Annotated in this window: 18 protein-coding genes; 13 read left to right on the top strand and 5 right to left on the bottom strand. The window is 33.2% G+C overall.

Features of this window, described 5'->3' with window-relative positions:
* Positions 1-66: 66 nt before the first annotated feature.
* The 3 genes from BUB42_RS11230 to BUB42_RS11220 all read left to right on the top strand — a co-directional run bounded on the left by BUB42_RS11230 (position 67) and on the right by BUB42_RS11220 (position 4,471).
* On the top strand, positions 67-1,521 hold the full coding sequence (locus BUB42_RS11230) for a glutamate synthase subunit beta (RefSeq protein ID WP_073020334.1): 1,455 nt from the start codon (positions 67-69) through the stop codon (positions 1,519-1,521).
* Between the two features lie 161 nt (positions 1,522-1,682).
* Positions 1,683-2,903, top strand: coding sequence for a diaminopimelate decarboxylase (gene lysA / locus BUB42_RS11225; protein ID WP_073020332.1), 1,221 nt, complete (start codon positions 1,683-1,685; stop codon positions 2,901-2,903).
* A gap of 152 nt (positions 2,904-3,055) precedes the next feature.
* Positions 3,056-4,471, top strand: a complete 1,416-nt coding sequence (locus BUB42_RS11220) for an alkaline phosphatase (protein ID WP_073020330.1) — start codon at positions 3,056-3,058, stop codon at positions 4,469-4,471.
* A gap of 85 nt (positions 4,472-4,556) precedes the next feature.
* Here the strand turns inward: BUB42_RS11220 and pafA are convergent, their stop codons facing one another.
* Together pafA and BUB42_RS11205 are read right to left on the bottom strand one after the other, a co-directional pair.
* A complete protein-coding gene (pafA, locus tag BUB42_RS11215; protein WP_073020328.1) occupies positions 4,557-6,173 on the bottom strand; it encodes an alkaline phosphatase PafA in 1,617 nt (538 codons plus the stop codon).
* Positions 6,174-7,024: 851 nt separating this feature from the next.
* Positions 7,025-7,390, bottom strand: coding sequence for a hypothetical protein (locus BUB42_RS11205; protein ID WP_139257359.1), 366 nt, complete (start codon positions 7,388-7,390; stop codon positions 7,025-7,027).
* A gap of 965 nt (positions 7,391-8,355) precedes the next feature.
* Here BUB42_RS11205 and BUB42_RS16435 point away from each other — a divergent pair.
* From BUB42_RS16435 to serB, 8 genes are all read left to right on the top strand, one after another.
* Positions 8,356-8,523, top strand: coding sequence for a hypothetical protein (locus BUB42_RS16435; protein ID WP_170857219.1), 168 nt, complete (start codon positions 8,356-8,358; stop codon positions 8,521-8,523).
* Between the two features lie 229 nt (positions 8,524-8,752).
* Positions 8,753-9,244 (top strand): HAD domain-containing protein, encoded by a 492-nt coding sequence (locus tag BUB42_RS11200; protein ID WP_073020322.1) that lies wholly within the window; start codon positions 8,753-8,755, stop codon positions 9,242-9,244.
* 454 nt (positions 9,245-9,698) lie between these two features.
* Positions 9,699-11,024, top strand: coding sequence for a trigger factor (locus BUB42_RS11190; protein ID WP_073020318.1), 1,326 nt, complete (start codon positions 9,699-9,701; stop codon positions 11,022-11,024).
* Positions 11,025-11,374: 350 nt separating this feature from the next.
* Positions 11,375-12,049, top strand: coding sequence for an ATP-dependent Clp endopeptidase proteolytic subunit ClpP (clpP, locus tag BUB42_RS11185; protein WP_073020316.1), 675 nt, complete (start codon positions 11,375-11,377; stop codon positions 12,047-12,049).
* A gap of 78 nt (positions 12,050-12,127) precedes the next feature.
* Positions 12,128-13,360: an ATP-dependent Clp protease ATP-binding subunit ClpX gene (clpX, locus tag BUB42_RS11180; protein WP_073020314.1), complete on the top strand. Its 1,233-nt coding sequence runs from the start codon at positions 12,128-12,130 to the stop codon at positions 13,358-13,360.
* A gap of 158 nt (positions 13,361-13,518) precedes the next feature.
* Positions 13,519-13,737 (top strand): hypothetical protein, encoded by a 219-nt coding sequence (locus BUB42_RS11175; RefSeq protein WP_139257357.1) that lies wholly within the window; start codon positions 13,519-13,521, stop codon positions 13,735-13,737.
* On the top strand, positions 13,730-13,939 hold the full coding sequence (locus BUB42_RS16580; protein WP_211517684.1) for a hypothetical protein: 210 nt from the start codon (positions 13,730-13,732) through the stop codon (positions 13,937-13,939). Before BUB42_RS11175 ends, BUB42_RS16580 begins: the two co-directional genes overlap by 8 nt.
* 356 nt (positions 13,940-14,295) lie before the next feature.
* Positions 14,296-15,534, top strand: coding sequence for a phosphoserine phosphatase SerB (serB, locus tag BUB42_RS11165; protein ID WP_073020310.1), 1,239 nt, complete (start codon positions 14,296-14,298; stop codon positions 15,532-15,534).
* A gap of 116 nt (positions 15,535-15,650) precedes the next feature.
* Here the strand turns inward: serB and BUB42_RS11160 are convergent, their stop codons facing one another.
* Entirely contained in the window at positions 15,651-17,177 is a 1,527-nt protein-coding gene (locus BUB42_RS11160; protein WP_073020308.1) for a GH3 auxin-responsive promoter family protein, read from the bottom strand.
* A 206-nt stretch (positions 17,178-17,383) separates the two neighbouring features.
* On the opposite strand from BUB42_RS11160, the gene BUB42_RS11155 reads away from it, so the two are divergent.
* Positions 17,384-18,178: a DUF2797 domain-containing protein gene (locus tag BUB42_RS11155; RefSeq protein WP_073020306.1), complete on the top strand. Its 795-nt coding sequence runs from the start codon at positions 17,384-17,386 to the stop codon at positions 18,176-18,178.
* Positions 18,179-18,254: 76 nt separating this feature from the next.
* On the opposite strand, the gene BUB42_RS11150 is transcribed toward BUB42_RS11155, so the two are convergent.
* Together BUB42_RS11150 and sppA are read right to left on the bottom strand one after the other, a co-directional pair.
* Positions 18,255-20,882, bottom strand: coding sequence for an AsmA family protein (locus BUB42_RS11150; RefSeq protein WP_073020304.1), 2,628 nt, complete (start codon positions 20,880-20,882; stop codon positions 18,255-18,257).
* A 150-nt stretch (positions 20,883-21,032) separates the two neighbouring features.
* Entirely contained in the window at positions 21,033-22,793 is a 1,761-nt protein-coding gene (sppA, locus tag BUB42_RS11145; protein ID WP_073020303.1) for a signal peptide peptidase SppA, read from the bottom strand.
* A gap of 137 nt (positions 22,794-22,930) precedes the next feature.
* Here sppA and folK point away from each other — a divergent pair, with 137 nt between their 5' ends.
* The gene (gene folK / locus BUB42_RS11140) at positions 22,931-24,076 is read left to right on the top strand and encodes a 2-amino-4-hydroxy-6-hydroxymethyldihydropteridine diphosphokinase (RefSeq protein ID WP_073020301.1); all 1,146 of its coding nucleotides are present in this window, start codon (positions 22,931-22,933) and stop codon (positions 24,074-24,076) included.
* Positions 24,077-24,088 lie beyond the last annotated feature (12 nt).

Below are 24,088 nucleotides of genomic sequence, written 5' to 3'. Positions count from 1 at the left end.
AATAATCATATTACATTTCGACTCTCACTCCTTTTAGAGAGTTGGGCAAAGGAAAAAAGTATAGTCATGGGAAAGATAACAGGATTTAAAGAATACAGTAGAACGGATGAAAGTAATGTCATTGTTAAAGAACGTGTTTCAAATTACAATGAATTTACAATTCCGTTGCCAAAAGACAAAATGAAGGAGCAAGGTTCTAGATGCATGGATTGCGGAATTCCTTTTTGTCACAGTGCCTGTCCTCTGGGAAATTTGATTCCAGATTTTAATGACATGGTACATCAGGAAGAATGGCAAAGTGCATTAGAGATTTTGCAGTCAACCAATAATTTCCCTGAATTCACAGGTCGTTTATGTCCCGCTCCCTGCGAGAAGTCATGTGTTTTAGGAATTATTAGTGAGCCAGTGGCCATAGAAAATATTGAAAAAAACATTGTAGAAAGAGGCTTTGCAGAAGGATGGATAAAACCACAAACTCCAGCAACACGAACAGGAAAGAATGTGGCAGTGATTGGTTCTGGTCCGGCAGGTTTAGCGGCTGCACAACAATTAAATCGCGCTGGTCACACTGTTACGGTTTTTGAAAGAGACAATGCAATAGGAGGATTATTGCGCTATGGAATTCCGAATTTTAAACTAGAAAAAGGCATCATTGACAGGCGTATCGCAATTCTAGAAGCAGAAGGAATTATTTTTAAAACCAATATCAACGTTGGTGTAAATTATAGTATAGATGAATTAAATTCTTTCGATTCTATCGTATTATGCGGCGGTGCAACTGAAAGCAGAAGTTTGCCTACAAAGGGAATAGAAAGCAAAGGAGTTGTTCAAGCCATGACTTTCTTAACACAACAAACAAAATCTTTATATGGAGAGGAAATCGTTGACCAAATAATGGCCACAGGAAAAGATGTGATCATAATTGGTGGCGGAGATACTGGGTCGGACTGTGTGGGGACTTCAAACAGGCATGGTGCTAAATCAGTGACGAATTTTGAAATTTTACCTAAACCACCCATTGGAAGAAGCGAAAGTACTCCTTGGCCTTATTGGCCGTTGCAATTAAAAACGTCTTCGTCGCATCAGGAAGGATGTGATAGAAACTGGTTGATTAACACCAAAGAATTTATCTCTAACGATAAAGGCGAATTAGTAGGATTAAAAACCATTGAAGTAGCTTGGAAAATGACAGCTAGTCATAGACCGGAACTAATTGAAAAAGAAGGTTCAGAAAAAATTTGGCCATGTGATTTGGCATTATTGGCCTTAGGATTTACTGGTCCAGAAAAAACGTTAAGTGATCAATTAGGTCTTGAAACTGATTTTAGAACTAATTTTAAAGCGACTAATTATCAAACTAATAAACCACATATTTTCACTGCTGGAGATATGAGACGAGGTCAGTCTTTAATTGTTTGGGCAATATCAGAAGGACGTGAAGCTGCTAGAGAGGTTGACAAATACTTGATGGGTTTTACTAATTTGCCTACTAAAGGTAAAGGCGATTTGCCAACTTTATAACTTCCTTTTTTTTAAACACTTAAGAATAAATTTTTAGGGGTTATTTTTTTTTAAAATATTCTAAATTGTTCCAAATATAACTTTTTGTTATATTTTGTTAGAATTAATATTTAGTTTGTACAACTAAAGAAAGAATAATAAATTTGTAAAAAATTAATGCCATGCAATCAAAAGATTTACTGCACTTAGCGGAACAATTTGGGAGTCCACTTTATGTATATGACGCCGAAAAAATACAATCTCAATACAATAGATTATCAAAAGCTTTTTCTAAGGTAAATAAATTGCGTATTAATTATGCTATGAAAGCATTATCTAATGTTGCCATTTTGCAATTATTAAGAGATATGGGATCAGGTCTTGATACGGTTTCTATACAAGAGGTAATGCTTGGACTTCATGCAGGTTACGAGCCGGAGAAGATATTTTATACCCCAAACGGAGTTTCTCTTGAGGAAATAGAAGAGGTGAACGCAATGGGTGTTCAAATTAATATAGATAATTTATCTATTTTAGAACAGTTTGGTGCAAGACATCCAGATGTTCCTGTTTGTATTCGTATCAATCCTCACGTGATGGCTGGTGGAAATGCAAATATTTCTGTAGGTCATATTGATAGTAAGTTTGGTATTTCAGTGCATCAATTACCACATTTAGTTCGTATTGTTGAAAACACGAAAATGAATATTGTGGGTATCCACATGCACACAGGTTCAGACATTCTTGATATTGAAGTATTTCTATATGCTGCTGAAATCTTATTTGATGCTGCTAAAAATTTTAAGAATTTAGAATTCCTCGACTTTGGAAGTGGTTTTAAAGTACCTTACAAAAAAGATGATATTGAAACTGATATTGAAGAATTAGGAAAAAAATTATCAAAAAGATTCAATGCATTTTGTACAGAATATGGTAAAGAATTGACATTGATTTTTGAACCAGGAAAATTTCTAGTGAGTGAAGCGGGCTATTTTTTAGCAAAAGTTAATGTTGTAAAACAAACAACATCAACAGTTTTTGCTGGGATTGATAGTGGCTTTAATCATTTAATCAGACCTATGTTTTACGGTTCACAACATCATATTGAAAATATATCACACCCAAAAGGGAAAGAGCGATTCTACTCAGTGGTAGGATACATTTGTGAAACGGATACTTTTGCAAATAACAGAAGGATAACTGAAATAAAAGAAGGTGACGTTTTAAGTTTTCGCAATGCTGGAGCATACTGCTTTTCAATGGCATCGAATTATAATTCGCGCTACAAACCTGCTGAAGTGCTTTGGATGAATGGCGAAGGTCATTTAATTAGGGCACATGAATCATTTGAAGATATATTGAGAAATCAAATTCCACTGCCACAAGCAGTAGAATCAGTTTAAACCGAAAAATGCCATTTGTGAAAATAGATGGCATTTTTGTTTAAATAGAATAGACTTTGAAGACGCATAATTAATTAAAAAATAAACAGTTCTTAACATATTGAATGAGGTAGTTTAATTACTTTTGAAATTCTTATAAAACGCCACAAATCATGAATAGACGGAAATTTTTCAAAAACGGTTCTTTATTTGCCATTGGCGCAACGCTTTTAAATCCTTTTGAAGGAAATACAAAAGAACTGGATTTTGATACTTTTAAAAAGAATAAAAAAGCTAAAAATATTATTGTGATTATCAGTGATGGAATGAGCAACGGTACTTTAAATATGGCTGATATTTACTTGAATAGAAAAACGGGTAAGGGAAGCAACTGGCTACAATTGTACAAAGACAATAAAGTTACTCGCGCCTTGATGGACATGTCTTCTGCATCATCTATTGTTACTGATTCAGCTGCTGCTAGTTCCTCTTGGGGAAGTGGTTTTCGGGTTAAAAATGGTTCCTTAAACGTTGGTGTAAAAGGAGAGGAATATCTCCCAATTTGGCAAAAATTTAAAAAAGCAGGAAAAATGGCGGGCTGTGTCACCACTGTTCCTATTACCCATGCAACTCCTGCTGGATTTTGTATCGCCTCAAAAAGTAGAAATAGTCAGGAAAGTATTGCCGAAATGTATCTTGATTTGAAGTTTGATGTAATGATGGGTGGAGGAAATAATTACTTCGCATCTGAAAGTCGGAAAGATAAACGAGACATGTATCAAGAGTTTTCAAGTAAAGGATTTTCTGTTGTAAAAAACAAAAAGGAAATGTTTTCTTGCGATAATTCTAAACCAATACTTGGTGTTTTTTATAACGACGGACTTCCTTATTCGAAGGATAGAGAAAGCAGTAAAGAATTGACAGAATCAATACCGACTTTAGCAGAAATGACTAAATGTGCCATTGATAAAATGAAAAATCATCCTGATGGATTTGTATTGCAAGTTGAAGCTGGAAAAGTAGATTGGGCTGCTCATGGAAATGACATCGCAGGATTACTTTATGATCAACTTGCCCATGATGAAGCAGTGAAAATTGCGATTGATTTTGCAGAGAAAGATAAAAACACCTTAGTTATTATAACTACAGATCACGGAAACGCTAATCCCGGAATTATTTATGGGAAAGATGCCGATGATAATTTTGATAGTATCCAAAATTATAAACAAACTAACGAATGGATATTAAATGGAATTGGTCAAGAAACTACAGTTTCACAAACGATTGATAGAATTGAATATGCTAATAAAACAATTATTAAAGAAGATGAGGCAAAAGAGATCTTAAATTTTTATTCCAATATCAAACTTGAAGAAGGCTTGTACAATCCAAAACATTTGCCTTTTAAAGTGTTGGCCGATATTCAAAAAAAGCACAATTCGGTTGGATGGATTAGTATGGATCACTCTGCCGATTATAGTGAACTAGCAATGTATGGTCCTGGAAGCGACCTTTTAAAACCTTTTATAAAAAATACCGATTTACATTATCTGATGCTAGAAGCAGCTGAAGTAGAAGATAAGTTTTAAATGTCAAAGCGATAAAGCAAAAAACTCCTTTCATATAGTGTGAGAGGAGTTTTTTGCATTATTGAAATTTAGTAAATATTTTGCTTTATTTTTTATCAAAGAGCGTTTCTAAAATTTCAGCTTCAGTGCCGTTGGGGAATGGAATTTTTAATATTTGCGACAGCGTAGGCGCAATTTGAGTGATGTATCTTTTAGCATGTAATTCTCCCTTTGGTACCTGCCATCCATAAAAAAGTAGTGGTACATGCGTGTCATAACTATTTGGTGAACCATGACTAGTTCCAGTATCGTAATATTGCATATATCCTGATTTATCGAGTATTACTAAATCTCCATTTTGTTTTGGATCATATCCTTTGGCAATAAAGCTTAAAAAATAATCACCACCGGATGATACTAAAATTTCCTCCTCAGTGTACACTCTTTTCACTTGCTCTTGCGTCATTAAAAAGTCTTTGAAACTTTGCTTTACCATAGCTAATTCTAGTCCTTTTTGTTTGATCAGATCTCTGTTGAAAAACAAATTGAAGTTTGAGTAATCTAATATTAAATCAGCGCCATATGCATCAGTAGAATGTTTTTTGAGTGCAGTGCTTATATCTTTGGATGGAATATTTTTCACATTATACTTATGGTCTTTAAGGTAATTAACGTTTTCTGCTCCTGCATGATCAGCAGTAAGGAACAGTAAATAGTTATTCTTTCCAACCGTTTTGTCAAGATACGTTAGGAATTCAGCAATAGTTTGGTCGAGACGCAAGTAGGTATCTTGCAATTCCATCGAGCGAGGGCCAAAAGTATGACCTACATAATCAGTAGATGAAAAACTTACGGTTAAAAAATCAGTTATATCATCTTTACCTAATTCCTCTTTTTCAATGGCTTTTATTGCCAGTTCTGCAAGAAGATCATTTCCAAAAGGAGTTGTGCGCAACACATCAGCTCCTTTATCTTTGTAAATAGCATTAAGATCGTATGGAAAAACTGGGGGTTTCGCTTTGTTTATTTTTCCTTCATAAGGATTATCATCTGCAAGACTTTCATTGTAAGTTGCAGCGGGCTTAAGCAAATCCCAACCTTTATCGATATACTTTAGATATTTTTTTTCTTGGTTAAAATCGTTTACCCATTTTGGCAATTCGGTACCATAAAAAGTACTAGAGATAAAAGCGCCTGTTTTGCTGTACCAGAAAGCCCAGTTAGCAAAATGACCAGCAGGCAAAATTGCGCCACGGTCTTTAATACTCATGCCAATTACTTTTCCTTTGAAATTAGTTGCCATTCGCAATTCATCAGTAATTGTCGAGCTTAGTAAATTTTTTGGTGACATTGCACCTTCTTTTTCTGAGCCATTACCTACTACTTTAACATCAATATCATCTGTGCAATAAACGTCTTTGCCGGTAGCTTTGTTGAACCATTCATTTCCTACAATTCCATGAGTAGATGGAGTTGCGCCAGTGTAAATACTTGCGTGCCCGGGCGCAGTGTAAGTTGGCATATAATTATAATGCATATTGTGAAAGGTATATCCATCATTCATCAATCTTTTAAATCCATTTGCTGTATAATCATCTGAAAATCGGTATAAATATTCCATTTTCATTTGATCAACCACGATCCCTACAACTAATTTAGGTCGCTGTTGCGCTTGCAAAGAAACCGATATGATGATGGCCAAAATCCCTATAAATTTTTTCATTTTCTAATTTTTATTGGCACAAAAATACAACTTAAAAGACATGTGGTCGATACAGATTGAAATCCTTGTAAAATTTTTGAAGTAGCGTTAGAATTTAAAACTTGATTAGTTTTGAATTAAAGAGTGTGTTGTGATTGTAAAAAGTGTTTAAGTAGATGGATCTTTATAAAAATAATTCATAGATAAATAAATGATAATTTCTAAATAATAGAGCCAGCTATCAAATCAAATTACATTAAAATGTCTAGAAAACATGAATTATTATTTAACTACAAATTGTATTTAAAATCAATCAATATTGCTTAAATTGTTCTGAAATTTAAAGGATATGATTGGTCAAGTAAAAGTACAGTTGCAAATATATGCGGATTCGTTTTTTGGCTTACCACTATTTTGGTGGGTTTCAATATTGATTTTTGCTGGGTTAGTATTAGCTGCTGCTCATTTATATCGTAAAAGAAAATAGTTTAATTTGAAGTATAAACTAAGGCTAAAGTTTATGTTTAGCCTTAGTTTTTTTGTGTTTCAATTTGAATACTCGTTTTTCTTTAACTTATTTTAGATTTTGTAACAAGTATTTGAAGGTACTCAGATTAATCTTTCTTGTTTTGTTCAGTTTGATTTTGATTTTTGAGAACAAAATTATCCCCTGTGTTCATTCCGTTTGCCATTCCAATCATGAATGCAGTAATAATAACCATCAGTTTTCTTTTAAACCAATGACTTTTTTGCTTAGATTTCTCCAAACGAGTTTTGTTGTTGTGTTTATACATTTTGAATATGATATATAATTATACATTGTTTTATCATAATTATGCATGGAATTGCATAAATGCTTAGAAAGAGAATTTCTAGGCTATGTATAAATTGGAAGTGTAGTTGCTTGAAGTAATTATTTTGTTCAAAAAGGCCTGTTGCGCTTTGATTGCCCTAATATTTTGATAAAGTGTAATTTGTAATTTTAGTAGCGCCATAATTTGAAGACTAGAAACGTCTTTAAATTTTAGCTGTGTAAAAGGAATTGGCGATGAAGTTTTCTCAGACGAAGTTATCTGATTGTATCGATATGTTTTAAAGTTACTAAAATCTGCTCTCGCCTGAGCGCAGGAAACCTGATCGTAAGCTGCTTTATTAGATTGAGAATCTAAAGTACAATCACAAGCCATCAAGCCAAAAGCTAGAAAGAGCGAAATGAGATATTTTAAATACGTTTTCAATCTATTTAATTTGAATGATAAATTTCAATAAGATGCTTTGTAAAGTCCTAATTATTGATCGGAATTTGCGGCTAAAGTAAGATTTATTTTGGAATTACTGCTATTTTTAAAATTGCACCTTTTGGACGGATTGTAAATTTGCAATGGCAGCTATATAGTCATTGCTTCGTTTCGATGGCTATCGGAACGGGCGTCATCCCTTTTGCTGTATGCCATACAGTTGTTTTCTTGTGTCTTATTATTGTAAGCACGGATTGTAAATCCGCGCGTAAGTAACTTTTCTGCCACCTCCTAAAAATTCAAACATTATTCTTGAATTATATCCGACAAAAAATCCTGTTGAGTTATTAGCATATTCATTCCACATTCTTTCAATACATGGAAATTCGGTTACACAAAGAATACCTCTTCTTTGATCAACTTCTTTAAAATAATGTTCTTGAAAATTAGCATAAATTTTTTGTTTTTAAGAAGTTTTTGCTTTGCCCAATCTCTAGCATCTTTTCTATGTTGTTAGCGTGTTAACTCTGGATGTTCTAATTTTGATGATCGAACCGCAAAATCGATAGTTTGCTTTTTATTTAATAAGTCTTATCTTACAAGGATTTTACAATCATTTTTATCATCGAATGTACTTGCTAGTGCCATATATATTTCAGGCTTTTTAATATATCTATCATGGTGATCTTTATTCCAACCTCGATATTTATATAAAATGCCAGGATATTATTTATCATCCAAAGTTCCGATGTAAATTGTATACGTTGTCGTCATAGTAGAATGTTTGGAAACGTCCCCACGTTTTGCGCTGTTGCGAGCTTCGGAACCGATTATTTTCTGTTAAATATAATATTTCTTGCAAAAGAAAATCGTCCGGCTTGCACAAAATTCGCAATAGCGTAAAATGTGTGTTAGCTGCGGTAGCAATATAGAAGAATTATCTTAAACTTGTTAAAATTTATCAAGTGGCATTTACTAAAGAAATATTAATTGCATTTTTACAATCACATAAATTTGATTTTGATCCAAATCAGCATAAATTGTGTTTTCCAAAATTAGCAAGGATTTATGCGCGTATGGCGAGTGGCAGAGATTTCCCTGCAATCACCGTAGGAAACGGAAAAAATTGTTGAAGGTCATCATAGATATATTTGTTCTCAAATTCTTAAAATCGAGATCGAAACCGCAAGAGGAGGAATTAATATGTCTCACAAAATGAGTATACTTGGGCCGCAATAATTGTCGATGACATTGATTGGGATAAGCCTTGGGAATTAAGAAGATATCAAAAAGACTATGATTAAAAGTTAAAGCAATGTAAGTTTCTGTATTAGATTGGATTAAAGTCTATATATTTATAACATGTTAATTTTTCTAGACATAGATGGAGTAATGGTTCAAGGATCATCTTGGAAATCAGTTGAGAGTTTATCTGACGGTTTTTATAAATTTAGTCCAAGAGCAGTATTAGGGTTGCAGGAAATTATTTCTGGGACAAAGGCTTCTATTATATTAACTACATCGCACAAAAATAGATTTACTCCTAAGCAATGGAAAGTGATATTTCATAACCGTGGAATTGATGTTAGTTCTATTGAAAAATTACAAACTAGAAAGATCTATCCTAACAGAAAAGAAGAAATTTTGACTTGGCATAAACGGCATAAAAATATTAAGGATTTTGTAATTATAGATGACGACAAATCTTTAAATGGTTTGCCTGAAGAATTAAAGAAAAAATTAATACTTACCAATTCTTCAATTGGTTTAACATCAGAAAATGCTTTACAGGCTATTAAGGTTCTTAAGCCTAAGAAGTGGAAAAATACGATTATCAAAAGTCTTTCAGTTTAGAAAGGCTTTTTTTTGAGTATAATTTTCAAGCTATTACAGCTAACTTCCATATACCCGCTACTCCATATCGCGAATCCACCCAATTTTTGATGCATTGTCGCTACTAGATAGCGAATGATTCACAAATATAGAAATAATAAAATTATTACAAATCATCAAAAGAACTTTTTACTTTTCGACTTTAATTCGTGTCTGTAGTACTAACTTCGCGTGAAGGATGGAAGGGGAGCTCTTTATGGATTGTCCCGCAGGGCAAGACATAAAAGCGGGAACGAACAGCCTGACCCGTAGTTTTTACGGAGGGACACGCCCAAAACAAACAAAATATTTTTGTTTTCACGACCTAGAATCGCTTGATATTCAATACAAAAGGTTCGAGGCTAAAAAACTTGGTTGGCTTGCAAAAATTTTATAATTTTGCAGTCCGAAATTATAATATAAAGTAAAGAAGAAGATGGATATTAAAAGAGTAGCAACAGACGCTGTAAACGAGACAATTGTAATGACAGTAGTTCAAATGGATTACAAAGGTCAAGTAGCAAAAAGAATAAATGAAAAAATGCCTTTGGCAACCGTAAAAGGATTTAGAAAAGGCGCTGTGCCTAAAGATCTTGTTGAAAAACAATACGGTAAAGCAATAAAACAAGAAGAAGTTCAAAAAGTGGTTGATTTAGCTTTAGAGCGTTTTGTGCAATCAGAAAGATTAAACCTTCTTGGAACGCCACTTCCTAAAGTAAATGAAGCTTTTGCTTGGGATGCTGAAGAATTAGTTTTTGAATATGAAATTGGCTTGGTTCCTGACTTTACTTTAGACTTAGAAGGTAAGAATGACGTTGTAAAATATGTAGTTACTGCTGATGATAAATTGATCGACGGTCAAATAGAAAGAATCCAAAAACAATTTGGAACTGCAAGTCCACAAGAAATTGTTACTGTAGATTCAGATATTACTGGAACTTTTGCAAACCAAGAAAAAGGAATCAACAATGCAACGACTATTGCTGCGGATCTTTTTAAAGACAAAGCGACTTTTGATCTTTTTGTAGGTAAAAAAGTAGGTGACGTTGTGACGGTAAACACTAAAGGGTTATTTGATGATGCACATCAATTGATGGACGTGATGAAAATTGCTCATGATGACGTTCACACAATTGAAGTTGATGTCGATTTTACTATCGAAGCAATCAATACAGCTGAACTAGCAGAATTAAACCAAGAGTTGTTTGACAAACTTTTTGGCGCTGGAACGGTAGCTACAGTTGACGAATTGAAAGCTAAAATTAAGGAAGATGCTGAAACACAATTTGCAACGCAAGCAGACCAAAAATTATTAGCTGATGTCCAAGATTTTTTGATCGAAAGCACCAAATTTGATTTGCCAGCTGAATTCTTGAAAAAATGGTTGCAAACTGTAGGAGAGAAAAAATTGTCTCCTGAAGAAGCTGAAGTTGAATATGTAAGATCAGAAAGAGGATTGCGTTTTCAATTAATCGAAGGTAGAGCAATGGCTACTAACGAAATCAAAATTACTTTTGAAGATTTAAAAGCATTCACTACAAAAAATATCCGTCAACAAATGGCACAATTTGGTCAAACCAATCCAACTGACGAAGAAGTTCAAGGAATTGTGGCTAGAGTTTTGTCAAACCAAGACGAAGTAAAAAGACTTTCTGACCAAGTGGTAGGAGAGAAAATGCTTGACTTGTTTATTGAGAAAGCAAATCCAACTACTAAAGAAGTTACTTACGACGAATTTATCGCTGCTTCTTACGGAGAATAAAAAGCCCCTAACCCTTGAAGGGGGGAATTGAAAAAAGCTAAATAAAATCAGTATATTTGAGCGTCAAGAGAATTATTTCTTTGGCGCTCTTTTATTTTTAATTAATTTCAGGAGCTAATCCAGCTAATCGTTGCAAGTTTTCTCATCGGGTTTGCTTTTTTCTAAGCAAGAAAAGGAGCTTCCGCTGGTCGCTCTTTTCCTGCAAGAAAAAATGCAACACGATTTCAAAAAGCTTTTCACTTTTATCTGGGCTAAAAAATAAGACATATTGACATTGTTTGTAAAGAGGAATGACCTTTGCAATATAAAAAAAAGAAATAGAAATCAATTAAAACTTAGAACACTTACAGATGAACTACGGTAAAGAATTTAAAAAATTTGCTACAAAGCACCAAGGAGTAAACGCAATGTATTACGATAAAATCGTAGGTGCAATGACTCCAAAAAACATGACACCTTATATTATTGAAGAGCGTCAGTTAAATATTTCACAATTAGACGTTTTTTCAAGATTGATGATGGATCGTATTATATTCCTAGGAACAGGAATTGATGATCAAATTGCAAACATTGTTCAAGCGCAATTATTATTCCTTGAAAGTGCAGATGCTTCAAAGGATATTCAAATTTATTTGAATTCTCCAGGAGGAAGTGTTTATGCAGGATTGGGGATATATGATACCATGCAATACATCAAACCAGATGTAGCAACTATTTGCACTGGAATGGCAGCATCAATGGGTGCGGTTTTATTATGTGCGGGTGCTGCAGGAAAGCGTTCGGCATTGCCACATTCAAGAGTTATGATTCATCAGCCATCAGGAGGAGCTCAAGGAGTTGCTACTGATATGGAAATCAACTTACGTGAAATGTTAAAATTGAAAAATGAGTTATATGAAATCATTTCTCAACATTCAGGACAAACATTTGATAGAGTGCACAAGGATAGCGAACGCGATTATTGGATGATTGCTGAAGAAGCAAAAGCTTATGGAATGATTGATGAGGTTTTAGTAAGAAAATAAATAAATAAGTTAGAGGTTAGAAGTTAGAGTCATGAATTTTTACTCTAATTTCTAATTTCTAGTTTCTACCTTTAAAAGATGGCAAAAGTAGTATTAGAATGTTCGTTTTGTGGAAGAAAGAAGCCAGAAACCAATTTGTTGATAGCTGGAATCAATGCACATATTTGTGATAAATGTATCGAACAAGCACACGGAATTGTTTTAGAAGAATTAAAATCTAACGGGAATTCAAAACTCGTAGGAGATTTAATTTTGAAAAAACCAAAAGAAATAAGAGCGTTCTTAGATCAATATGTTATTGGTCAAGACCAAACTAAAAAAGTAATGTCGGTTGCAGTTTACAATCACTACAAGCGTTTGATGCAACAGCAACTGGACGATGAAGTTGAGATTGAAAAAAGTAATATCATCATGGTGGGACAAACAGGAACCGGAAAAACATTAGTGGCGAAAACTATCGCTAAAATGCTTGATGTTCCTCTCGCAATTGTTGATGCAACTGTGTTAACAGAGGCCGGTTATGTAGGAGAAGATGTTGAAAGTATTTTGACTCGTTTATTACAAGCGGCAGATTATGATGTTGCCAAGGCGGAACGCGGAATTGTATTTATTGATGAGATTGATAAAATTGCTCGTAAAAGCGATAATCCATCAATAACCCGTGACGTGTCAGGTGAAGGAGTGCAACAAGCATTGTTGAAATTATTAGAAGGAACCGTTGTAAACGTGCCACCAAAAGGCGGTAGGAAACATCCAGACCAGAAATTTGTTGAAGTGAATACGCAAAACATTTTGTTTATTGCAGGTGGCGCTTTTGACGGAATCGAAAGAATTATATCGAAACGATTAAATCGTCAAGCCGTAGGTTATTCTACTTCAAAAAATGTTGATAACATTGATAAAGACAATTTATTACAATACATCATTCCTAAAGATATAAAGGATTTTGGATTAATTCCAGAGATTATTGGTCGTTTGCCAGTATTAACTCACATGGATCCGTTGGATAGAGAAACGTTGAGAGCAATTTTAACTCAGCCTAAAAATGCGTTAATCAAACAATACGAGAAATTGTTCTTGATGGATGAAGTAGAATTTACAATCACAGAAGAAGCACTGGATTTTATTGTTGATAAAGCATTGGAATATAAATTAGGAGCTCGTGGATTGCGTTCGTTATGCGAAGCAATTTTGACGGATGCTATGTATGAATTGCCAAGTTCTGATGATAAAACATTAGAAATAAACGAGGAATATGCGAAAGAAACTTTAAACAGAAATTTATTGAAGCGGTTAGAAATAGCTTCTTAAATTTTAAGCTTAAATGAAATTCAAAAAAGCTCAAAAACTACTGTTTTTGAGCTTTTTTTGTTCTAGTTAATAACTTGAAGTATTTTTTGTCTGTTGCGTTTTGGATAATACATCAGATTGAATTTGTTTTTTTGTAACTTTGATTAAAACAAATGATTATGGTAACCATCAAAGTAAAACAAAACTCAAAGCAAGCAAAGCTTTTTTTGGAATACGTAAAAACGCTACCTTTTGTAGAAGTTTTAAACACAAGTGATACCTCTTCAAATAAAAAAGAGACGTTATTGTCTGATATTGAAAAAGGACTGCAAGAAGTGAAAAGCATAAGAGAAGGAAAAACAAAACCGCTTTCAACATCTGATCTGTGGAATGAGTAATCAAATTATACCACTTCATTCTTTTATTACGGCTTTTAAGAGGGAAAATAAAAAATTCCCAAGTTTAAAAAACGATTTTCTTGACTTAGAAAGAGAATTATTAACAAATCCAAAGCAAGGAGAAGATTTAGGATCTGGATTATATAAAATTAGACTTGCTAACAAAGATAAGGGAAAGGGAAAAGTGCTGGTTACAGGATAATCACTTATTTAGTTGAAGAAAAGGAATTGGTTTTCACTATTTACTTGTTGAAAATTTATGACAAGTCTGAAGAAAGTACAATTTCAAAGACTGCTTTGGTAAAATTGGTTAGGTCGGTGTTTGGAAGTTAATTTTTTATATTCGCTGCAAATCTTAAATTAGATTTTGCTGTAACGATTGAAGATTACATCTTAAAAATTACATTTTTCTCAAAAATACAAACCTGTTGATTCAATTGAACGGGTTTTTTTATGTGATTTTTTCACTATTTGTTATTGTTTGAAAATAACAAATTTATATTTCATTTTCAATTATAGAATACCGATTTTTGTTTATTCGAAATCAAATAAAACAGCATGCAAGCAGAAGAAAAAGAAGTTATTTTATTAAAAGTTTCTGGACAAGATAAACCGGGTGTTACTGCTGGTTTAACATCTATCTTGGCAAATTATGATGCCATTATTTTAGATATTGGGCAGGCAGATATTCATGACACACTTTCTTTAGGTATTTTATTCGAAATTGAAGCGGGTTCCTCCTCTGGGCCTGTTTTAAAAGATTTGCTATTCAAAGCGTATGAGTTAGGCGTGAAAGTTAAGTTTATTCCAATTTCTATTGCTGATTATGAGATTTGGGTAAAAGGACAAAGAAAGCAGCGGTATTCGATAAATGTTTTAGGTGAGACATTAACTGCAGCGCAATTGGCTGCGATCACTCGGATTTTAGCCAATCAAAATTTGAATATTGATGCAATTAAAAGGCTTACTGGTCGAGTTTCTATTATTGAAAAAGAGGAATTTCCACGTTCTTGTATACAGTTATCAGTCACTGGGACAATTGTAGATAAAACTTTTATGACTGCAAGTTTTATGGAGATATCTAGAACCTTGGATGTCGACATTTCTTTTCAAGAAGACAATATGTATCGAAGAAATAGACGTTTGGTATGTTTTGATATGGATTCAACCTTAATTCAAGCCGAAGTAATTGACGAATTAGCAGAGTTAGCGGGCGTGGGTGAACAAGTGCGAGCCATTACTGAAGCAGCGATGAATGGAGAAATTGATTTTAGTGAAAGTTTTAAGCAACGGATAGTTATGCTAAAAGGGTTGAGCGAAGAGGTTTTACAAAACGTTGCTGAAAATTTACCAATAACTAAAGGAGCGCACCGCTTGATGAAAGCCTTGAAATATTACGGTTATAAAACAGCAATTTTATCGGGAGGATTTACCTTCTTTGGTCATTATTTGCAAAGGGAATTAGGAATTGATTACGTGCATGCAAATGAACTTGAGATTGCAGACGGTAAGTTGACAGGAAATTATCTAGGTGAAATCGTTGATGGCAAAAAGAAAGCTGAATATTTACAAGCGATTGCAGATAAAGAAGGAATTCATATTAACCAAACTATTGCGGTAGGTGATGGAGCTAATGATTTACCCATGTTGAACTTGGCAGGTTTAGGAATCGCTTTTCACGCTAAACTTACTGTAAAAGAAAAAGCAGAAAGTTCAATTTCCAGTTTAGGACTTGATGGTGTTTTGTATCTTTTAGGGTATCACGACAGGCACATCGATATGATGATGGAGGAGTAGAATAGTATATAGTTTGAGACTTTATATAGATCTGTTTGAGGTTTCCAAATTTACTCTTCTAGTTTTCCTGTAGTAACAAATCAAAAATTTTTTCAATTTAAAGCGGTATTTTAAATTTAAACCACAATACCAACTTGCATACTTTTCAACTGCTCTAAATAATCCCTTTGGTTCGATAATCTTGGGATTTTATGTTGGCCGCCTAGTTTATCACGATCCTTTAGCCAATCGTAAAATAAATTCTTCCGAGCTACATTGATTATCAGCGGATTCAAAGTCATATTATTGTAGCGTTTGGCTTCGTAATCAGAATTAAGGGATTGAATCGCTTCGTCTAATGCTTTTTGAAAATGAGATAGATCAGCAGGATTCTCTTTAAACTCAATCATCCATTCGTGGGCACCTTTCTCTTTGCCTTCCATAAAAATAGGCGCCACAGTGTAATCAACTACTTGGGTATTTGTTAATCTGCACGCTTTGGCAATAGCTTGATCGGTATTTTCGACCATTAATTCCTCGCCAAAAACATTAATATGATGCTTGGTTCTTCCCGTAACCCGAATGCGGTACGGATTCAAAGAGGTAAATCGAACGGTGTCACCTATCAAATAGCGCCATAAGCCAGAATTTGTGGTGATAACTAAGGCATAATTTTTAAATAATTCTACATCAGCTAGCCGAATTACTTTTTGATTAAGTGTTCCAAAAGTGTCCATTGGAATAAATTCATAAAAAATGCCATAGTCAAGCATCAAAAGTAGATCGCTAGAATTATTCAAGTCCTGAATGGCAAAAAAACCTTCGGAGGCATTGTATATTTCGTAGTATTTAAAATCTTTTTTGGGTAATATTTTCTGGTATTGTTCGCGGTAAGGTTCAAAATTTACGCCACCATGAAAATACACTTCTAAGTTGGGCCAAATTTCCAGTAAATTTCCTTTTCCTGTTTCTTCGAGCATCTTATTCATTAACACCAGCATCCACGACGGAACGCCGGCAAAGCTGGTCACATTTTCGTTTTTAGTTTCGTTTATAATCGCGGCAATTTTTATTTCCCATTCGCTCATAAGCGATATTTTACTGCTTGGCGTACTGCTAAATTCGGCCCAAATAGGCATGTTTTCGATTAATATTGCTGATAAATCGCCAAAGAAAGTATCATTGTCTTCATAAATTTGAGAACTACCGCCTAAACGTAAACTTTTACCAAGAAAAAGTTCGGAATCTTCATTATTATTTAAATACAAACAAAGTAGATCTTTGCTTCCTTTATAATGACAATCTTCCAGTGCTTCATTGCTTACTGGTATAAATTTACTTTTTGCATTGGTCGTTCCGCTGGATTTTGCAAACCATTTTATCGGTTCTTCCCAAAAAACGTTTTGCTCTCCTTGTCGCGTTCTTTCGATCAACGGCTGCAAATCTTCATAAGTTGAAATAGGAATTCGCTTTGTAAATGTTGCGTAAGAGTTAATTGAATTATAATCATACTGCCTGCCTAAAATAGTATTTCTTGACGACTGAACTAAATTCATAAGCAACTCCTCTTGAACTTCATTTGGATATTTCAAAAAAAGTTCAATCTGATGGATCCGTTGTTTTAGAACCCAAGAAGCAAAAGAATTGATTATGGTTAAAGGCATGTGTATTTCTGATTTTAGATTAACGATTATTGATTTCAGATTTGAATATTGAAAGACAAATGCTAGCTTTGCTAAAATATCAAAAATAGTGTTTTTTTATAAAAAACAATTCGTTAAAAATGTAAAGATTGTAATTCACTAAAGTTTTAAAATGAGTTACACTAAATCTATACTCGGAAATCGTTAATTAACAATCTAAAACAGCAATGACTTACGAAGGTGTACTAACTAAAATGCAGACTGAATTTGGAAATCCAATTCAATATTATCTTGTTTTTGAAAACAGTTTTTTAAATGTAAATCAATTGCTTGGTAAAAACATTGAAATTAATTTTGTTGGTTTCCAATGTTTGAATTGTAAAAAGAAAAAGAAAATCTTTCGTCAAGGTTTTTGTTATGATTGTTTTTATTCAAGTCCTGCTGTAGGCGATTGGATTATGAAACCAGAATTAAGTACGGCTCATCTTGGTATCGCTGATAGAGATTTATTGTATGAAGAAAAAGTGCAGTTGCAGCCTCACATTGTTTATTTAGCTTTGTCAAGTGAAGTAAAAGTGGGAGTAACGAGAAAAACTCAAGTACCTACGCGCTGGATTGATCAAGGTGCAAATGAGGCGATTTCAATTGTAGAAGTTCCTAATCGGTACTTAGCGGGAATTACTGAGGTAGCGCTAAAAAATCATTATGCCGATAAGACCAATTGGCGAAAAATGTTGACCAACAACATCGAACATGTAGATTTGATAATTGAAAGATTAAAATTGGAAAATTTAATTCCACCAGAAGTGCAAGAATATTTTTATTCTCAGCAGAATGATTTATATCAAATGCACTATCCAGTTCTAGAATATCCAAATAAAGTAAATAGTTTAAGTTTAGATAAAACGCCATATTTTCAAGGAAAACTAACTGGAATAAAAGGGCAATATTTAATTTTTGACGAAGGAACTGTTTTTAACATCCGCGGTTCAGAAGGATATGCTGTTAGTGTAAACGTTTAATAAAAAAGCCCATAAAGTAATTTGTACTTTATGGGCTTTTTAGTTTTTATGAAACAATTTTTAAAGTGTTCTATTTCTAATTCACTTTTGTAGTATCAACCGGTTTTTTCTTTTTATTCATAAAGTCTTTAAGCACATCAGTAGCTTTCTTTTTTACCTCATCATTCACTTTTGCTTTCACTTCTTCTTTCGTTGATGGAATAACTGTTTTAGCAGTATCGCCTGGTTTTTTATTTTTATTTATTAAATCAGTTAATGCAGAGGTTCCTTGTTTTACTAATCTATCTTTTTGCTGATTTACTAATTGTGTGGTTAGTTTAGTAACTGCACCTTTAATATCAGTAGTTATTTTTGGATTTGTAAAATTACCAAGAAGCACTACGTTTACCGGAAAACTTTCTAATTTAGCAGCTTCAGCAGGCGATAATCTTGCGATTAATGCATTCGCTTCTGAACCTAGATATTTTGCAGGAACATCAAACTTCAAATTGTAATTCATACTTTGGTCAAAACCATGTGTTCCGCCAACAGTGGCTTTGATATCCTTATATTTAATGTCAAATGGTCTAACATTTACTTTTCCATCTTTGAAAGTAATGGCAGCTTTTAAATCGTTCAAATTTATGTTGCCTAAATCGATAAACTTTATATTAGAGCTTAAAGCAGTCAGCAACGTGGAATTGCTTGGATTAACAGTCGTCGAGAGCAATTGACCTAACAAATCACCAGTCAAGCTTTTTAGATCAGGAGTAAATTCAGTTGCATCAAGATTTCCGTTAAGTTTGATCGTGGAATTTAGTTTTCCATTTATAATTCCGGCAATTGGTGCAATCTTCTTCAACATTTCCAACTGTGTAAACGATTGTGCAATATCTACCTGATTTAAATTTAAATTCATATTGAAAACTGGTATTTTTCCTTTAGTAGAAACGGCTCCATTTACACCAATTGTACCGCCAAAAATAGAAGTTTTTACGTTTTCTAATGTCACTTTTTCATCTTTCACAATCAATTTTCCAGAAACATCTTTTAAAGTTAAATTGTCATATAGCACCGTAGTCGCTTTTGCGGTAAGCGTACAATTTAGGAAAGCTGGAATTTTCATCGCTTCAGCCTTTTTTGTTTCAGATGGTTTGCTTTCGCCAGTGGTCATAAAATCATCTACAGCTAACTGTTTAGAAATCATATTGAAATTTCCTTTTAATTCTTGATTTCTAAAGATGAAACCATAAAAATTCTCTAAAATTCCAGTTACACTAATATCACTTTTGCCTGTGGTGGCGTTCAATTGTTTTAAATTTACTTGACTTGGATTAAATTGTACAAGTGCTGTACTTATATTCATCTTCTTACCGTTTTCATCCACGTAGTTAAATCCAGATAAACTCATTGTTCCGGCGTTGTTTATTTTTTCATATTCACTTTTTTCAACCGAAAGCATATCAAACTTTGTAGTGACATCTGCCCTTAAAATTCCGGATAACGGTTTATCCAATTTGACAGGATAAGCTTTAGTAAGATTTGCTAAATTGATAGTTCCTTTTAAAGCTGCATCTACGATAGCGTTTTCAGTAATATTGCTAATTTTTGCTTTAGCATTAAAAACATCTTGATCTATTTGGAAAGAGAGTTGGTCTATGTTGACATAAGTGTCATTTAAAATTCCGGTTTCATTGATAATTTTAGTATCGATGATTATGTTTTTAACTGTTTTGGGTAAATTAGGATACTTGAAAGAAGCATTTTTCGAATCAATATCTACGTTAAATTTCGGAACAGTTGTATCTGAATATAATCCTTTGGCAAAACCCACAACAGTAAAATCGCCTGTGGTTTTGACATTGTCTAAATTAGCCGCGTAAGCAGCAGGAACCACTCCCAAGAAATTTTTAAAAGACGATGTTGGTGTTTTAAATTTTAAATCGTATTGCTGTCCTGCATCTACGAGTTGAATAAAACCGTCAAATTCTAAAGGTAATTGGTTAATAAGTGCTTTGTTTTCTTTGAAAGTATATTTACTTTTCTCTAAATCTATTCCTAAAATCGCATCTAGTGTCAAAGCAACATTTTTCATGTAGTTCACTTTGTCCATGTCTAATGAAATTTTTGCCGTTGATTTAGTAACTAAATCTAGTTTTTGTGCTGCAAAATCTCCTACACCTTCATGATTTAGACTATCGACTTTCAATTTAATTTTCGAACTTTCGTCAAAATAGCGAAACTGGAAATTTTCAATTTTGTAATTTTTAATTTTTAATGAAAGTGGTTCACTTTTGTTAGTCGCTTTTGTTTCATTATTCTTTAGAGCGATGTCGTAATTTCCAATTCCATTTTTGTTAAAAATGATATTTATCAATCCGTTTTTAGAAGTGATTCCATCAATATTTATAGCTTCATTTTTATCTTTAAATAATTCTTTGATAGACATTCTTAAATTAATCTCACCAAAAGAAACCAAAGTGTCGCCATCAAAAGGAGCTTTGTTTATTACGATTAAAGAGTCTAAAGTAATTGTAGCGCTTGGAAAACTTTTTAGCAAGCTCAAATCGGCATCTTTAAAAGTGATCTTAGCATCTACTTTCTCATTGATTGCATTTGCAATTTTAGCTTTTATTTGATCTTCAAAAAAGTAAGGGATAGCAAAAAGAGCGACTAGAATTAGAACAAATAATGCTCCCACTATTTTTAAAATTGTTTTTAGCATAATATTAATTTCTTTAGATTTATTTAATAAGTAAGGGGATGATCGGTGTAAAAATAGTTAATAAACTTTATTTGTGCATATTGCTACGTAAAAATAAAAAAATCCGTTCAAAAATTAATTTAAACGGATCTCTTTCGGCTTTACTACAAGCTAATTTATATTTATTTCAAACGGCATTATCGCTTGAATTCCAGTGCGTGTTTGTAATTTTTTTATTTTTTGCATTATGCGATAATTTTCCTCGCCAATCTCTTCTATAATAAACGAAGATTTGGATTTAGCGAAAGGGAAATTTGCAAATAAATCATTGAAATCTTTCTCGTATTCAGGATAGTTTTGAGTATTGTAACTTTTTATTTTTGCTAAAGAGGCTGCCTTGACAATCGCATCATCTAGGCCGCCTATTTTGTCAACTAATCCAATTTTCAAAGCTTCGGATCCAGTCCAAACTCTACCTTGAGCTATAGCATCTACTTGTGCAAAAGTCATTTTTCTACCCTCCGCTACACGCGTAACGAATGTTTTGTAAATATGTTCAACACCTTCTAGAGTTACTGCTTTGAATGTGTCGTCAATAGGCACAAACGGGCTATAGTTTGCCGCATTTTGATGTGTTTTTACTTGCTCAGTATTAATTCCTATTTTAGTTGCTAATGCAGTAAAATTAGGCAAGACTCCAAAAACTCCAATAGATCCTGTAATGGTGTTTGCTTCTGCAAAAATAGAATTGGCATTACAAGCAATGTAATATCCTCCAGAGGCTGCGTAATTTCCCATAGAAACTACTATTGGTTTTACTTTTTTAGTTAACTCAATTTCTCTCCAAATTAAATCAGAAGTTAAAGCACTTCCTCCTGGACTATCAACACGAAGTACAATTGCTTTTACATTTTTATTTTTTCTAGCCTCCTGAAGTGAACGACGCATTGACCCTTCGCCTATAACGGTAACATCACCTTCGCCACCCATGATTTCGCCTTGCGCATAAATGATAGCTATTTCGTCAGTACTATCGGATGATTCTGAAGTAGTAGCAATTTTTTGAGCATAGTCAGTGATCGACACTTTATTATAGTCTTCATCATTTGCTACTTTCAACGCTTTTTTAATAGCAACATGATAAACATCTTCATATGCTACAATGTCAACAAGCTTTTCTGCTTTTGCCATTTCAGGGGTTCTAGCCAAAAGGCCATTTGCAATTTCGTTCAATTTAGCCACTGAAATATTTCTACTTTTCGCTATGTCAGCAACTACTGAATTCCAAACCGACGATAACAACGCTGTAGTTTGCTCTCTATTGGCATCACTCATGTTATTTTCAAGAAATGGTTCAACGGCACTTTTATATTTTCCATGACGAATGACTTCTAATTTCAATCCTGATTTTTCTTGGAAATCTTTAAAAAACATAATCTCCGCCGAAAGTCCTTTAAAATCCATGTCTCCAACAGGATTTATATAGATTGTATTGGCTACAGAGTTCAAATAATATTCTTTTTGAGAGTAGGAATTGGCATAAGCCATTATAAATTTCCCAGACTTTTTAAAATCTTCAAGAGCATCGCGTAACGCTTTACTTTGCGCCATTCCTAGCGAGGAACTGTTATTTAAAATAGAAATTCCTTTGATATCATTATCTGTTTTTGCTTTTTCAATAGCATTGATAATGTCTATTAACCCAGCTGCTTTATTTTCTGAAAACATGGTTACAAATGGATCGGTATATTTCCCTGCGTAATCATTTTGAACTTTATCTAAATTTAATTCGATTACGGTATCACTTTTCACTGTTACCGCGTCTGAATCGCCACCAAAAACTGCACCTACAATCACAATTCCAAAGAAGAACAACATAAAGAAAACAAAAATTCCTATTATGGTTGCCAACACATTTCCTAAAAATCTCATATCTATATTTTTTTAATAAGTCTCAATTGAGGTCAATATGTTACAGTTTTTATAGAAAAAAAATCTAAAATTATTTATTAACACTCTGAGCAAAGATACTTCTATTCTAAAATTCTTTTAGTTAATTTGCGGTTAATATGAAATCACAACATCAGGTCATTTTATCAGTTGGAAGTAATCAAGGCAATCGTTTAGAAAACATAGAAAATTGTATTGTATTACTTCATAAAGCAGTGGGAACGGTAATCAAAGTTTCTAGATTGTATGAAACTCCGTCATGGGGCTTTGATAGTGATTCCTTTTTTAACTGCGCGCTACTTATTCATAGTTCCAACTCAGCACAAAAAGTTTTAAACCAAGTTCTAAAAATTGAAAAAAAGTTAGGTAGAGTTCGCAGTGGTGTCGTAGGTTATGAATCTCGAATAATTGATATTGATATTATAGCTTTTGATGAGGAAATTATTAATTCAGACAAGCTGCAAGTTCCGCATCGTTTGATGCAAAATAGAAATTTTGTCTTGTTACCTTGTCAAGACTTAAAATTAGATTGGAAACATCCCATTTTTAAGAAAACAATTGTAGAGTTATTAAAAGAGTCGCCAGATGAAAGTATATGTAATGTAGTACAATATTTAAAATTTCCTTTACAGAGTATTGCGTTAGAACAATTTAATTACGTTGCTTTCGAGGGAAATATTGGAGCTGGAAAAACGACATTGGCAACTAAAATAGCTGAGGATTTTAACGCAAAAACAGTGTTAGAACGTTTTGCTGACAATCCTTTTTTGCCAAAGTTCTATAAAGATCAAAATCGGTATGCGTTTCCATTAGAAATGTCTTTCCTTGCTGACAGATACCAACAATTATCAGATGATTTGGCGCAATTTGACTTATTTAAAGATTTTATTGTTGCTGATTATCATATTTTTAAATCTCTTATTTTTGCAAAAATCACACTTGCTGACGATGAGTATCGCTTGTACCGCAATCTATTTGATATCATTTATAAAGAAATGCCAAAGCCTGATTTGTATGTTTATTTATATCAAAATTCAGAGCGACTATTACAAAATATAAAGAAAAGAGGTAGAAGCTACGAGCAAAAAATTGCTGCTGATTATTTAGACAAAATCAATAACGGATATTTAGACTACATTAAATCACAAACAGATTTGAATGTTTTAATTATCGATGTTTCAGATCGTGATTTTGTAAAAAATCAAGAAGACTATATTTTTATTTTAAACGAAATTCAAAAGAAAATCACTCACAAACAAAATTAATTATTTAGGAAC

Origin of the sequence: Flavobacterium micromati (genome assembly GCF_900129585.1) — a bacterium.
Classification (GTDB): Bacteria; Bacteroidota; Bacteroidia; order Flavobacteriales; family Flavobacteriaceae; genus Flavobacterium; species Flavobacterium micromati.
The sequence above is the reverse complement of the archived record's forward strand: the minus strand, read 5'-3'. Positions and strand labels throughout refer to the sequence as shown.